Raw genomic sequence first — 13,723 nt, 5'->3', positions numbered from 1 at the left:
GGACCGCCAGGTACCGTCGAGGCGTGCCCGCCGAACCGTCCTCCCGTGCCGGACAGCCGTCGCGCGGCGCGCCCGACCAGTCGCCGGACGGACTCGCGGCGCGTGCGATCGAGGTCCGCCGCAGTGCCCGGCGCCGCCGCACGGTCTCCGCGTACCGCGAGGGGGACCGCACCGTCATCCTCATCCCCGCCCGGATGTCCGAGGCGGAGGAGCGGCGCTGGGTGACCGTCATGCTCGACAAGCTCGCCGCCCAGGAGAACAAGCGGGTGCCGGGCGACGCCGAGCTGACCGCGCGCGCCGAGCGGCTGTCGGCGCAGTACTTCGACGGCCGGGCGCGCCCCGCCTCCGTGCGCTGGGTCACCAACCAGAACACCCGCTGGGGTTCGTGCACCCCGGCCGAGGGCAGCATCCGGCTCTCGCACCGGCTGAAGGGGATGCCGGAGTACGTCGTCGACTACGTGCTCTGCCACGAGCTGGCGCATCTGCTGGTGCCCGGTCACGGTCCCGACTTCTGGCGGCTGCTGGAGTCCTATCCGCGCACCGAGCGCGCCCGGGGCTATCTCGAGGGAGTCGTCGCGGCCGAGCGGCTGCCGCACGTCCCCGGCGCGCGCGGTGAGTGAACGGCGCGTGTGAGCCCGCGGCGCGGTCGCGTGTGAGCGCCGGGCCGCGGCTGTGTACCGGTTCCGTACCGGCTACGCCCATTGTCGGTATGTGACGTTAGCCTGGCGCGACGCACTCGCATTCCGGATGGGGGACGGTCGTTACGCATGACCAGGGAATTCCAACGCGGCCACAAGGCCAGGATCAGTGACCTGACGGCGGGCACGGATCTGTACGTGGGTGTGCAGATCTCCGCTCCCGGACTGACCTTCGACATAAGCTGCTTCGGACTGGACGCGGACGAGCGCCTCTCCGACGACCGCTACTTCGTCTTCTTCAACCAGCCGAAGTCACCGGAGGAGTCCATCCAGCTCCTCGGCGCCCAGGCGGGCGACACCGAGTCCTTCCGCGTCACGCTCGACCGTATCCCGCCGACCGTCCACAAGCTGTCCTTCACGGCGACCATCGACGGCGACGGCCAGATGTCCCAGGTGGCGCCCGGCTATCTGCGGATCGTGGCGGGCGGCGAGGAGGTCGCGCGCTACTCCTTCACGGGCGCCGAGTTCACCACCGAACGCGCCGTCATGCTCGGGGACATCTACCTCAAGGACGTGTGGCGGTTCGCCGCGGTCGGCCAGGGCTTCGACGGCGGTCTTGAGGCGCTGCTGAAGAACTTCGGTGGCGAGGTGCTGGAGGAGGAGACCCCGGCCGAGCCCGCGCCGCCGGCCGCCGCCCCCGGCTTCGCCCCGCCCGCCTTCGCCGTCCCGTCGGCACCGGCACCCGCCGCGCCCCCGGCGCCCGCTCCGGCACCGGCGGCTCCCGCGCCCCAGGGCTTCACCCCGCCCCCGGCGCCCGAGCCGAACGTGCACGGCGCCCCGACGGTCATCGCCCCCCTGACCACCCCGCCCGGCGGCACGGTCCCGCCGCCCGCCCCGGCCCCCGCGCCCTTCGGCGCGCCACAGCCGCCATACGGCGCCCAGCCCGGCGCCCCCACCGCGCCGCCGCCCCCCGGCTACAGCACTCAGGGCGCCCCGCTGCCCCCGGGCTACGGCACCCCGCCCGGCGCTCCCATGCCTCCCGGTCACGCGCAGGTCCCCGGTCAGCAGACCGCCCCCTACGGCGTGCCGCAGGGCGCCCCGCAGGGCGGTGCCGGAGTCGGCGCGGCGCTCCAGATGTACAAGGAGGCGCCCACCGGGCAGCGCTGGACCCAGCAGAACAAGAAGCTGGTCCGCGTGGACCTCGGCGTCGCCGGTCAGCCGGTGCTGGCCCGGCAGGGCAGCATGGTGCTCTACCAGGGCAAGGTCGACTTCGCCTACAAGGGCGCCGGATTCGCCGGACGCGTCGTCGGCAACGCCACCGGCCAGGAGATGCAGCTCATGCGCTGCACCGGCCAGGGCCAGGTCTTCCTCGCCGACGACTCCACCTATCTCCACCCGATCGAGCTCCAGGGCGACGCGATCTGCGTCTCCGCCGAGAACGTCCTCGCCTTCGACGAGAGCCTCCAGTACGAGGTCCGCCGGATCGAGGGCCACGGCATCCCCGGCGGCGCGCTGTTCACCATGCAGTTCCAGGGCACCGGCACGATCGTCGTCAAGACGCACGGCGTCCCGGTCGTGCTCCCGGTGACGCCCACGACCTTCGCCGACTGCCACGCGGTGGTCGCCTGGTCGGCGGCCGCGCAGGTCATCGTCTCCAGCCAGGTCCGGATGCGCCGCAACGCGTACGCGGGCGACACCGGAGAGAGCGTCAACCTCCAGTTCCGGGGCGCCCCCGGCAACTTCATCGTCGTCCAGCCGTACGAGGTCTGAGGGAGCCCGACATGTACCAGCCGCTCGCGGGCCACGCCCCCGCACCCGTCACCGCCCGCATGGAGAACCACGGCGGCCAGATGCTGAAGGTCGCCATGCAGACCGGCAACGACCTTCTCGCGCGCGCGGGTTCGATGATCTCCTACGAGGGATTCATCCAGTACGAGCCCAACCCGCCCGCCGTCCGCCAGATCGCCCGCGACTGGATGACCGGCGAGGGCGCCCCGCTGATGAAGTGCTCCGGCGACGGACTGCTCTATCTCGCCGACTACGGCGCCGACGTGGTCGTCGTCAACCTCGACGGCGACGGCATCTCCGTCAACGCCACCAATCTGCTCGCCTTCGACGCACATCTGACGTGGGGCGTCGAACGGGTCAAGGGAATGGCCAAGTTCGCCGGGCAGGGTCTGTGGAACACCCGGATCTCCGGTCAGGGCTGGGTCGCGCTGACCTCGCGCGGCACGCCGATCGTCGTCGACTGCGGCGGCGGCGAGGACGAGACCTTCGTCGACCCGGACGCGCTCGTGGCGTGGTCCCCGAACCTCAAGGTGAAGGGCAAGCGCAGCTTCAAGGCACAGTCGCTGATCGGCCGGGGCAGCGGCGAGGCGTACCAACTGGCCTTCTCCGGACAGGGCATCGTCGTCGTCCAGCCCAGCGAGGACAGCACCGACCGCCTCCGGTTCCGGGGCTGAGGGGGAACAGACACACCATGCAGAGCCCGCTTTTCGCGTACAACGACTCCCAGACCCAGGAGCGCTGGAGCCTGCAGAACCAGCAGATGCTCCGCGTCACCCTGGAGGGGCACGACGACCTCCTCGCCCGCAAGGGCGCCATGGTCGCCTACCAGGGTCTGGTCGAGTTCGACGCCGAGTACCGCAGCCAGGGTCAGCGCCGCGCGCGTGCGCACACCGGCGAGGGTCTGGACCTGATGCGCTGTCACGGCCAGGGCACGGTCTACCTCGCCAACCTCGCCCAGCACGTGCACGTCCTGGACGTCGAGCAGGAGGGCCTGACGGTCGACAGCGCCTACGTCCTCGCCATGGACTCCTCGCTGCACCACGAGGTCATCGCCGTGGACAGCCTCTACGGCATCTCCGGCTCGGGGAAGTACCAGCTCAACATCACCGGACGCGGCAAGGTCGCCCTGATGACCTCCGGCGCGCCGCTGCTGGTGCGGGTGACGCCCGACAAGTACGTCAACTGCGACGCGGACGCCATCGTCGCCTGGTCCACCTCGCTGCGGGTGCAGATGCAGGCCCAGACGCACTCCTCCGGGGTGTGGCGGCGGCGCGCGAGCACCGGTGAGGGCTGGGAGCTGAGCTTCATGGGCTCCGGCTTCGCCCTCGTGCAGCCCAGCGAGCTGATGCCGCCGCAGCACGCGCGGATCGGCGGCGGGGTCGCCGCCCAGTTCGGCATGGGCCAGCAGGGCGCGCGCGGACAGAACCAGGGCAACGTCTGGAGCTGACGGCACCCGGAACGAACGTAAGGGGCTCCCGCCATTGCGGGCGCCCCTTACACGTTCACACAGCCGCTCAGAGCCTGGCGCGGCTCGCCTCCAGCAGCCGGACCACCGACTCGTCCGCCACGGACGCGACCTCGTCGTACCCGAACCAGCGCAGATCCAGCGACTCGTCGCTGATCGCGTGCTCGGCGCCGCGCGGGGCGAGGACCGCGTACTGCACGTCGTAGTGCCAGTGGCAGGGCGCCGGGATCGGGTGCCGGTCCAGGCGGACCGGACCGCCGGGCAACAGAGTCAGCCCGGCGATGCCGGACTCCTCCGTCGCCTCGCGCAGCGCCGCCTCCGCCAGGGTGGCGTCGCCCGGCTCGCAGTGGCCGCCCATCTGGAGCCACATCCGCAGCTTCCTGTGCAGCGTGAGCAGCACCCGGTCGTGCTCGGGGTCGATCACCAGCGCGCTGGCCGTGATGTGACCGGCGTGGCAGGACTTCCACATGCCGTCCGGGTGGGCCGCCAGATGCTCCAGATAGGCGTCGCGCAGCTCGCCCTGGTCCGCGTACTCCTTGAGGACGTGGACCGCGTCGTCGTACAGGCTCACTCGCTCTGGTCGCCCTTGCTCTCGCCGCTCTCGCCCTCGTCCTTCTTGAGGTCGGGCTTCTCCGCGCCACCGCCGGCCGCCTCGCCGAGCATCTTGTCCAGCTCGGAGAAGTCCATCTGCTCGCGGTGGACGAAGCCGTCCGGGTCGTCCAGGTCGGTCGCCGTCGGGAGCATGTCCGGGTGGTGCCACAGCGCGTCCCGGCCGTCCACACCGCGCGCGTCCGTGAGCGACGCCCACAGACGGGAGGCGTCGCGCAGCCGGCGCGGGCGCAGCTCCAGACCGATCAGGGTGGCGAACGTCTGCTCCGCCGGACCACCGCTCGCGCGGCGGCGGCGCAGGGTCTCGCGCAGCGCGTCGGCGGACGACAGACGCGGCTTCGCGGCTGTGTGGACCACCGCGTCCACCCAGCCCTCGACCAGCGCGAGCGCGGTTTCCAGACGGGCCAGGGCGGCCTTCTGCGCGGGCGTGTCCTCGGGCTGGAACATGCCCTGCTGGAGCGCGTCCTGCAACTGCTCGGGGTTCTGCGGGTCGAACTGGCCGACCACGTCCTCCAGCTTGGCGGTGTCGACCTTGATCCCGCGCGCGTACCCGTCGACCGCGCCGAACAGGTGCGAGCGCAGCCACGGCACGTGCGCGAACAGACGCTGGTGGGCCGCCTCGCGCAGCGCCAGGTACAGCCGCACCTCGTCCTTGGGGACGCCCAGGTCCTTGCCGAACGTCTCCATGTTGACCGGGAGCAGCGCAGCCTGGCCCACCGGACCGAGCGGCAGACCGATGTCGGTCGAACCGACGACCTCGCCCGCGAGCACGCCGACGGCCTGGCCGATCTGGGTGCCGAACATCGCGCCGCCCATGGAGCGCATCATGCCGATCAGCGGGCCCGCCATGGCCTGCATCTCCTCCGGCAGGACGTCGCCCATGGCCGCGCCGACACGCTCGGCGACCGGGTCGACCAGCTCCTTCCACGCCGGGAGGGTCGCCTCGACCCACTCCGCGCGCGACCAGGCCACAGCCGTGTTCGCACCGGACGGCAGCGAGGTCGCGTCGTCCAGCCACAGGTCCGCCAGGCGCACGGCCTCCTGCACGGCGGAACGCTCGGCGGGACCGACGCTCGCGTCCTTGACGCCGTCGGCGGTGCCCTGGGCGACCGTCTGGCGGGCGATCTGCTTGGCCATGTCCCAGTTCACCGGACCGCCCTCGTACGAGAGCATCTGGCCGAGCTGCTGGAAGGCCGCGCCCAGGTCGGTGGGGTTCAGGGAACCGAACATCGCGGCGAGCGGATTGTCGGCGCCGGGGCCGCCAAAGCCACCGGCTCCCGGCAGGCCGCCGAAACCGAAGGGGTTGGCCGGTCCCTGCCCACCACCGCTCTGCTGGTCCTTCTTCTTGCCCTCGTCGCCGTCTTCCGGCTCCTCCGGCGGAAGGCCGAATCCGAATGGGGTGTCACTCACGGGGTTCCTCGGCTGGTAAGGCCACCGGTTTCCTCCGGCGGCGCGGCTGCCCGACTTCACCACCCAGCGTAGACACCCGGACCGGTTTGGGCCTCGGTGCTTCGCCCACGCAAGGGCTGCGGCAGGATGGATGCACCTGGTACGCGCGCGTCGTCCGCGCCCGTACTGAAGACAACCGCTGGAGACGCCCGGTGAGTTCCCCAGATCCGCAGGTTCGCGCAGCGCGAAACCCGTCCTCCCCGTCCCCCGTGCGCGGCCCCGTCGTCGCGGTCACGGGTGCGGCCGGCGGGGTCGGCGCGCTGCTCACGGAGCGGCTCGCCGCGAGCGAGGAGGTCCGGCAGGTCGTCGCCATCGACGAGCGGCGCGGGGAGTGCGCGGACGCGGTGTGGCACATCCTCGACGTGCGCGACCCGGCCATCGCGGACAAGCTGCGCGGTGTCGACGTGGTCGTGCACCTCGCGCTCGACCTGGACCTCGGCAGCGACCCGGCCGCCCGCACCGCCTACAACGTCCGGGGGACCCAGACCGTGCTGACGGCCGCCGCCGCGGCCGGTGTCCGCCGGGTCGTGCTGTGCACGTCGGCCATGGTCTACGGCGCGCTCCCGGACAACGAGCTGCCCCTGTCGGAGGACGCCGAGCTGCGCGCGACGGCCGAGGCCACCGGGGTCGCGGACCTGCTGGAGATCGAGCGGCTCGCCCGGCGTGCGCCCCGGGCGCACCCCGGGCTCAACGTCACCGTGGTCCGCCCCGCCGTCCTGGTGGGCGGCACCGACACCGCGCTGACCCGCTACTTCGAGTCGCCCCGGCTGCTGGTCGTCGCCGGATCGCGTCCCGCGTGGCAGTTCTGCCACGTCGAGGACCTGTGCAGTGCGCTGGAGTACGCCGTCCTGGAGAAGGTGGACGGGGAACTCGCCGTCGGCTGCGACGGCTGGCTGGAGCAGGAGGAGGTCGAGGAGCTGAGCGGCATCCGGCGCATGGAGCTGCCCTCCGCCGTGGCGCTCGGCGCCGCCGCCCGGCTGCACCGGATCGGTCTCACCCCGTCCCCGGCGGGCGACCTGGCGTACACGATGTACCCCTGGGTGGTCAGCGGCAGCAGGCTGCACGCCGCCGGGTGGCGGCCGCGCTGGACCAACGAGGAGGTCCTGGCGGAGCTCCTGGAAGAGGTCGCCGGGCGGCACACGGTCGCCGGACGGCGCCTGGGCCGCAAGGACGCGACGGCGGCGGGCGCCGCGGGCGCGACGGTCGCACTGCTCGGCGCGGCGGCAGTGGTCCGCCGGGCCCGCAGGGCGCGCCGCCTCCTCTGACGGCACTTGCGTCGCAAACCTCTCCTCGGCATCGACTGCTCCCCTCGGCCGAGCTTCGCGTTCCCGCGTGTCCGGGGCGTGCGGCACCATGGAGACATGGCACCCACGAACGATCACCCCGGCGAGCAGGCCGCCGAGCACCCCGTCAAGCTGACCGGCATCCGGGACACCCCGCTCTCGGTCGACGAGGTGTACGCGGCGGTCGGTGACGCCGCCGCCGGTGGCATCTCGCTGTTCGTGGGTACGGTGCGCAATCACGACCAGGGCGCCGACGTGGACGCGCTCGGCTACTCCTGCCACCCCAGCGCCGAGGACGAGATGCGGCGCATCGCCGAGAAGGTCGCCGCCGAGTACCCGGTGCGGGCGCTCGCCGTCGTCCACCGGGTGGGCGACCTGGGCGTCGGGGACCTCGCGATCGTCGCCGCCGTGTCCTGCCCGCACCGCGCCGAGGCGTTCGAGGCGTGCCGCAGGCTCGTCGACGACATCAAGCACCAGGTGCCGATCTGGAAGCACCAGCGGTTCTCCGACGGCACCGAGGAATGGGTCGGCGCCTGCTGATCATCGTCACATTGGGCCGATCGGGGCTTCCGCTTGCGTAACCGGTGCCCTCGCGTGAGCGTTATGAGTGCGAACGGTTAATCTGCTGATCATTCGGTTCGCGGACACTCATGGGGTTGGGAGGTCGGCATGGCGGCGCTCGCCTGGTTGCTGATTCCGGTTGTCGCTGGTGTCGTGGCGAGCCTGTGGGGAAGCTGGGCCAACCGGACCCGCAGGGCCCGCAGCGACGGGCCCGAGCTGGACGGATACGCCCGTTTCCGCGAGGCCATGGAGAAGTCCCGTACGGGTGCCCGCGGCGCGTGACAAGGGTGCCCTGACGGTGTGCTGACAGGCCCGTCCCGTACTGTCGTGCCATGCCACGCCGCACCGCGACGATGCTCGCCTCCACCCTGATGCTGATCGCGCTCCTGTGCGCGGGGGTGCTCATCCCCGTGCCGTACGCGGAGATGTCGCCGGGGCCGACCGTGAACACGCTCGGGGACCACGGCGGCGAGCCGGTCCTCCAGATCGCGGGGCACAAGACCTATCCGACGGACGGTCATCTGAACATGACCACCGTCCGGGTCACCAGTGCCGACTTCCGCATGAACCTGGTGCAGGCGGTGTATGGCTGGCTGGCGCACGACAGCAAGATCGTGCCGCACGACACGCTCTACCCGGACGGCAAGACCGAGGAGCAGTCCACCCAGGAGAACGCCGAGGAGTTCAGCCAGTCCCAGGAGAGCGCCAAGGTCGCCGCCCTGAAGGAGCTGAAGGTCCCGGTCAAGTCCTGGGTGATCGTCTCCACCGTGATCAAGGACTCCCCGGCGCAGGGGCGGCTGCACGCCGGTGACGTGATCAAGTCCGTGGACGGCACCGCGGTCAAGCAGCCCTCCGACGTGGCCAAACTGGTGACCCGGCACAAGCCCGGCCAGAAGGTCGTCTTCACGGTCGTCCCCGCCAAGGAGCAGGCCGCCGCCGAGAAGGCGCACAAGGACGCGACGAAGACGCAGGACGTCACGATCACGACGACCAGCTCCGAGGACACCGGCACCAAGCGGGCCATCGTCGGCATCTCCGCCGGGACCGACCACACGTTCCCGTTCACCATCGACATCAAGCTGGCGGACGTCGGCGGTCCCAGCGCGGGTCTGATGTTCGCGCTCGGCATCTACGACAAGCTGACCCCGGGCAGCCTCACCGGCGGCAGGTTCGTCGCGGGCACCGGCACCATCGACGACTCCGGCGCGGTCGGGCCGATCGGCGGCATCGACATGAAGACCGTCGGCGCCCGCGACAAGGGCGCCCGCTACTTCCTCACCCCCGCCGACAACTGCGCGGCCGCCGCCGAGGACACCCCCGACGGCCTCACCCTCGTCAAGGTCAAGACCATCCACGACGCCCTCACCGCCCTGAAGGACATCCGCACCGGCGACACGGCCGCACTCCCGAAGTGCACGACGAAGGGCTGACGCGGGGGTTGCCGCACCGGGGCGCACGCGCTACCGGCCCCGGGTACGTGAGATCCCCTTGCCGGACCCGTCTCTCCGGGGGGGGGGGGCGACCCGCCGAGCTCGATGCGCTCGGGCCCCGTGCGAGTGCCGCCGAGCACTGCCGAGCCGCCCCCGGGGAGCGCCCCACCCCTCGGCCTCGCGCCCGGAAGCGCCGCGCCGGTGGCGATGCCCCGCGTATCCTCTGGGGCCGTACTGCCGGGGGCAACCCGCCGGGGTCGGTGTGCCCGGGCTGGATGCGCTCGCGTCCCGCGCGGGTCGCGTCGAGCAGCGCCGAGTCCCCGCCCCGGGGAGCGCCGCCCCCTCGGCCTCGTGCTGGGAGCGATGCCCCGCCTACCGCCGAGCCGGACGCCCTGTTCTGCGATGGACGCCCCCTACATCCCGAGCCCCGCGCGGGGGCGGCTGCCGGGGCGACCCGCCGGAGCCGACGTGCCGGGTTCGATGCGCTCGCGTCCCCTGCGGGTCGCGTCGAACGTTGCTGAGCTGCCCCTAGGGAGCGCCGTGCCCCCACCCCGTGCACCCCAGGTCCGCCGGGGGTGCACGGTGCTGACGCTCCGGGTTCTGTGCGCCCGGGGTGCCACGCCGGGCAGCGGCGAGCACCTCTCTGCGATCGCCGCCCAGACTCCTCGACCCCGTGCCGGAGCGATACCCCGCGTACCGCCGAGCCGGGCCCTGCTTCGGGTCTGGCGTCCCGTGTACCCCTGAGCCCCGCGCTGCCGGGGGCGACCCGCCGGGGCTGACGCTCGGGGGTGCCCGGGGCGCCGAGCACTCTCGGACCGTCGCCCTGGCACGGGGTCAACGCCCCGCCCCCCGAGCCGCCGCAGGTGAACCCGTCAGTCCTCGAACGTCGCCGTCAGCGCCTCCGCCAGGCCCGGGACCAGGTCGGGGCCGGTCAGGACCTCGGTGGGGGAGTCCTTTTCGCGGAGGCGGATCGCGGAGTCGCGGGTGCCGTCGCGGAGGACGGCGACGGTCATGCGGACCTCCTGGCGCTCGGGGTGGGAGGCGACCCACTGGGCGAGCTTGGCGCCGCTGAGGCCCTGCGGGACCTGGCTCTCGGCGGAGGGCGGCAGCATCTGGCGCTCGACCGTGAGCGCGCAGCCGACCACGGCGCCGGGCCAGGCGATGGTGGCGAGGAACTCGTCGAGGGGGCGGTCGGCGGGCACCTCTTCCTGTTCGATGGGCGTGAGCCCCGTCTCGCCGGTGTCCTCGGCCAGGCCGAGCTGAGCCGCGAGCGCGGGTTCCGAGGTCCGCAGTCGTGCGGTGTCGACGAGGGCGAAGAGGCGGGCGGGCTGGTCCCAGCCGAGGCCGGAGGCGTACTCGTCGATCTCGAGTACGGCCCGGGTGAGCGGGTTCGCCGCCATGGGAGTGTTGGACATGGTCACAATCCTGCCTCGTTCCCGGCCGGAATCGGGAACCGAGCAAACCGTGAGTAAGTTGCATAGGTGGGGGCCCGCGATCACGGGGGGCCGCCAAGGGCCCGCGAACACGAGGGTCTGACGGATCGACAGCGACTTCGAGGTGCGCACCTTGGCTTTCCAGATGCCGGACCGCGGCGGAGGTCCCACGGGGCCGCGGACGAGAGCGGACCGCCCGTCCCGGCGGGTGAGGACCCTGCTCGTGACGCTGGGCGTCCTGGCGGCCCTCGGCATGGCGTTCACCATGTTCGCGGGCTTCTGGACGGACTGGCAGTGGTACCGCTCGGTGCACTACGCGTCGGTCTTCACCACCACCCTGTGGACCAAGATCGGGCTCTTCTTCGTCTTCGGTCTGCTGATGGCCCTCGCGGTCGGGTTCAACATCTGGCTCGCGCACCGGCTGCGTCCCCCGCTCAGCGCCATGTCCATGGAGCAGCAGAGCCTGGACCGGTACCGGATGGGCATCGCGCCGTACAAGACCTGGCTGCTGCTCGCCGTCACCGCGCTGGTCGGTCTGATCGCGGGTGCCTCGGCGGCCGGTCAGTGGCGGACCTGGCTGATGTGGGTCAACGGCGTGCCGTTCCACCAGAGCGACCCCCAGTTCCACCTCGACGTCTCCTTCTACGCCTTCGATCTGCCGTGGTACCGCTTCCTGCTGGCCTTCGGCTTCGCCGCGACGGTCCTGTCCCTGATCGCCGCCGCGCTCACCCACTACCTGTACGGCGGGCTGCGCGTCACCAGCCCCGGCGCGCGCGCCTCGGCCGCCGCGACCGGTCATCTCTCCGTGCTGCTGGGTGTGTTCGTGACCCTGAAGGCGGTCGCCTACTGGCTCGACCGGTACGGACTCGCGGTGAAGTCCAGCGGCTTCAAGGCGACGGACAACTGGACGGGTCTGCGCTATGTGGACGCCAACGCCTATCTCCCGGCCAAGACGATCCTGTTCTGCATCGCCGTCATCTGCGCGCTGCTGTTCTTCGCCACCCTGTGGCGGCGCACCTGGCAGTTGCCCGTCATCGGCTTCGGTCTCATGGTGCTCTCCGCCATCCTGATCGGCGGTCTGTACCCGGCCATCGTGCAGAAGTTCCAGGTCCAGCCCAACGAGCAGGCCAAGGAAGCGCCGTACGTCCAGAAGAACCTCAAGGCGACCCGCGAGGCGTACGGCATCGACCACACCCAGGTCAGCGAGTACTCGGGCAAGGCGGCGACCTCCGACAAGACCACGCTGCGCGACCAGGTCGACGACACGGCCAGCATCCGCATCATGGACCCGAACGTGGTCTCGCCCACCTTCCAGCAGCTCCAGCAGATCTGGAACTACTACGGCTTCCCGAAGAACCTGGACGTCGACCGGTACCCCACCAAGGACGGCAAGGACCAGGACACCGTCATCGGGCTGCGCGAGCTGGACCTGAGCGGCATCCCGAAGCACAACTGGATCAACGACCACTTCCGCTACACCCACGGCTACGGCGCGGTCGCCGCCAAGGGCACCGAGGCCGACGACAAGGGGCGCCCGGTCTTCACCGAGAAGAACCTGCCCTCCACGGGCGACCTCGGCGACTACCAGCAGGAGATCTACTACGGCGAGAAGACCACCACGTACTCCATCGTGGGCGGTCCGCAGAAGGAGATCGACTACTCCAACGACAAGGGCGAGAAGACCACCAGCTACCAGGGCAGGAGCGGGGTCTCCCTCGACAACCCGCTCAACCGGGCGGCGTACGCGGTGGCGTTCAACGAACCGCAGATCCTCTACTCCGGGGCGATCGGCAAGGGCTCGCGCGTCCTGTACAACCGCACGCCCAAGGACCGCGTCGAGGCCGTCGCCCCCTGGCTGACCATCGACGGCGACGCCTACCCGGCCGTGGTCGACGGACGCATCCAGTGGATCGTGGACGCCTACACGACCTCCAACGGCTTCCCCTACGCCTCGCGCACCACGCTCGGCGACACCACGGCCGACTCGCTGACCGCCACCAACAACTCCCGCGCGGTGGTGGCCCAGCAGAACCAGGTCAACTACATCCGCAACTCGGTCAAGGCGACGGTCGACGCCTACACCGGCGAGGTCAAGCTGTACCAGTGGGACACCAAGGACCCGGTGCTCAAGACCTGGATGAAGGCGTTCCCGCACACGGTCGAGCCCCGCTCGGCCATCTCCTCCGCCCTGATGGCCCATCTGCGCTACCCGCAGGACCTGTTCAAGGTCCAGCGCGAGCTGCTGACCCGCTACCACGTGACGGACTCGCAGACCTTCCTCAGCGGCAACGAGGTGTGGCAGGTCCCGGACGACCCGACCAACGACTCCCGCAGCGCGGTCCCGCCGTACTACCTGAGCATGAAGATGCCGGACCAGAAGCAGCAGGCGTTCTCGCTGACGACCACCTTCACGCCCAACGGCCGGGACAACCTGAGCGCGTTCATGGCGGTGGACTCCGATCCGCGCTCCGGCGACTACGGCCGGATCAGACTCCTCAAGCTGCCCACGAGCACCACGGTGGACGGCCCCAAACAGGTGCAGAGCCAGTTCAACTCCGAACCGGCCATCGCCGAGCAGATCGCCCTGCTCAGCCGGGGCCACTCCCAGGTGGAGTACGGCAACCTGCTCACCGTCCCGCTCGACGGCGGACTGCTCTACGCGGAGCCGGTCTATGTGCGCGGCGGCGAGCTGAAGTACCCGCTGCTGCGCAAGGTGCTCGTCACCTACGAGGGCAGGACCGCCTTCGAGGACACCCTGGACAAGGCGCTGGACAAGGTGTTCGGCGTCAAGGGGAGCGCCGAGCCACCGGAGACCGGCACCACCGAGCCGCCGAAGTCGGAGAACCCGACGGTCAAGCAGGCGCTGGAGGACGCCCAGAAGGCGTTCGACGCCGGGCAGAAGGCGCTCAAGGAGGGTCCCGACTGGGACGCCTACGCCAAGGCGCAGAAGGACCTCCAGGACGCGCTCCGCAAGGCAGAGGACGCCCAGTCCACCTCCGAGAAGCCCGCCAAGCCCGCCAAGCCGGCGAGCTGACCGGACCCGCCCCGCGTCGTGATACGGTTGCAG

At 71.3% G+C, this 13,723-nt stretch carries 12 protein-coding genes; 9 read left to right on the top strand and 3 right to left on the bottom strand.

Going from position 1 to position 13,723, the window contains the following annotated elements; all coding sequences use genetic code 11:
• Window positions 1-23: 23 nt before the first annotated feature.
• From IF655_RS13705 to IF655_RS13690, 4 genes are all read left to right on the top strand, one after another.
• Window positions 24-620: a M48 family metallopeptidase gene (locus IF655_RS13705; protein ID WP_199585003.1), complete on the top strand. Its 597-nt coding sequence runs from the start codon at window positions 24-26 to the stop codon at window positions 618-620.
• 147 nt (window positions 621-767) lie between these two features.
• Window positions 768-2,408, top strand: a complete 1,641-nt coding sequence (locus tag IF655_RS13700; RefSeq protein WP_199585002.1) for a TerD family protein — start codon at window positions 768-770, stop codon at window positions 2,406-2,408.
• A gap of 11 nt (window positions 2,409-2,419) precedes the next feature.
• A complete protein-coding gene (locus tag IF655_RS13695) occupies window positions 2,420-3,100 on the top strand; it encodes an AIM24 family protein (protein ID WP_199585001.1) in 681 nt (226 codons plus the stop codon).
• Window positions 3,101-3,117: 17 nt separating this feature from the next.
• Entirely contained in the window at window positions 3,118-3,873 is a 756-nt protein-coding gene (locus IF655_RS13690) for an AIM24 family protein (RefSeq protein WP_199585000.1), read from the top strand.
• A 67-nt stretch (window positions 3,874-3,940) separates the two neighbouring features.
• Here the strand turns inward: IF655_RS13690 and IF655_RS13685 are convergent, their stop codons facing one another.
• Together IF655_RS13685 and IF655_RS13680 are read right to left on the bottom strand one after the other, a co-directional pair.
• Window positions 3,941-4,462, bottom strand: a complete 522-nt coding sequence (locus IF655_RS13685; protein ID WP_199584999.1) for an NUDIX hydrolase — start codon at window positions 4,460-4,462, stop codon at window positions 3,941-3,943.
• Window positions 4,459-5,910 carry a zinc-dependent metalloprotease gene (locus IF655_RS13680; protein WP_199584998.1) on the bottom strand — a complete coding sequence of 484 codons (1,452 nt, stop codon included), beginning with the start codon at window positions 5,908-5,910 and terminating at the stop codon, window positions 4,459-4,461. Before IF655_RS13680 ends, IF655_RS13685 begins: the two co-directional genes overlap by 4 nt.
• 191 nt (window positions 5,911-6,101) lie before the next feature.
• On the opposite strand from IF655_RS13680, the gene IF655_RS13675 reads away from it, so the two are divergent.
• From IF655_RS13675 to IF655_RS13665, 4 genes are all read left to right on the top strand, one after another.
• Complete coding sequence (locus tag IF655_RS13675) at window positions 6,102-7,214, top strand: SDR family oxidoreductase (protein ID WP_199584997.1); 1,113 nt, start codon at window positions 6,102-6,104, stop codon at window positions 7,212-7,214.
• A gap of 96 nt (window positions 7,215-7,310) precedes the next feature.
• Complete coding sequence (locus tag IF655_RS13670; RefSeq protein WP_199584996.1) at window positions 7,311-7,772, top strand: molybdenum cofactor biosynthesis protein MoaE; 462 nt, start codon at window positions 7,311-7,313, stop codon at window positions 7,770-7,772.
• A gap of 174 nt (window positions 7,773-7,946) precedes the next feature.
• Entirely contained in the window at window positions 7,947-8,075 is a 129-nt protein-coding gene (locus IF655_RS31480) for a hypothetical protein (protein ID WP_267880467.1), read from the top strand.
• Between the two features lie 50 nt (window positions 8,076-8,125).
• The gene (locus tag IF655_RS13665) at window positions 8,126-9,223 is read left to right on the top strand and encodes a PDZ domain-containing protein (protein ID WP_199584995.1); all 1,098 of its coding nucleotides are present in this window, start codon (window positions 8,126-8,128) and stop codon (window positions 9,221-9,223) included.
• Window positions 9,224-10,095: 872 nt separating this feature from the next.
• Here IF655_RS13665 and IF655_RS13660 read toward each other — a convergent pair.
• Entirely contained in the window at window positions 10,096-10,638 is a 543-nt protein-coding gene (locus IF655_RS13660) for a PPA1309 family protein (protein ID WP_206775817.1), read from the bottom strand.
• A 163-nt stretch (window positions 10,639-10,801) separates the two neighbouring features.
• Here IF655_RS13660 and IF655_RS13655 point away from each other — a divergent pair, with 163 nt between their 5' ends.
• Window positions 10,802-13,690 carry a UPF0182 family protein gene (locus tag IF655_RS13655; protein ID WP_206775841.1) on the top strand — a complete coding sequence of 963 codons (2,889 nt, stop codon included), beginning with the start codon at window positions 10,802-10,804 and terminating at the stop codon, window positions 13,688-13,690.
• The last annotated feature ends 33 nt before the right edge of the window (window positions 13,691-13,723 follow it).

The sequence above is a fragment of the Streptomyces sp. DSM 110735 genome (assembly GCF_016482685.1).
Lineage (GTDB): Bacteria > Actinomycetota > Actinomycetes > Streptomycetales > Streptomycetaceae > Streptomyces.
This window is presented reverse-complemented; position numbering and strand designations above follow the sequence as displayed.

Bases quoted from the DNA above. Each gene is read 5' to 3' on its own strand.
- IF655_RS13700 (WP_199585002.1), top strand. From the start codon at position 768: ATGACCAGGGAATTCCAACGCGGCCACAAGGCCAGGATCAGTGACCTG.
- IF655_RS13695 (WP_199585001.1), top strand. From the start codon at position 2,420: ATGTACCAGCCGCTCGCGGGCCACGCCCCCGCACCCGTCACCGCCCGC.
- IF655_RS13690 (WP_199585000.1), top strand. From the start codon at position 3,118: ATGCAGAGCCCGCTTTTCGCGTACAACGACTCCCAGACCCAGGAGCGC.
- IF655_RS13670 (WP_199584996.1), top strand. From the start codon at position 7,311: ATGGCACCCACGAACGATCACCCCGGCGAGCAGGCCGCCGAGCACCCC.
- IF655_RS13665 (WP_199584995.1), top strand. From the start codon at position 8,126: ATGCCACGCCGCACCGCGACGATGCTCGCCTCCACCCTGATGCTGATC.
- IF655_RS13660 (WP_206775817.1), bottom strand. From the start codon at position 10,638: ATGTCCAACACTCCCATGGCGGCGAACCCGCTCACCCGGGCCGTACTC.
- IF655_RS13655 (WP_206775841.1), top strand. From the start codon at position 10,802: ATGCCGGACCGCGGCGGAGGTCCCACGGGGCCGCGGACGAGAGCGGAC.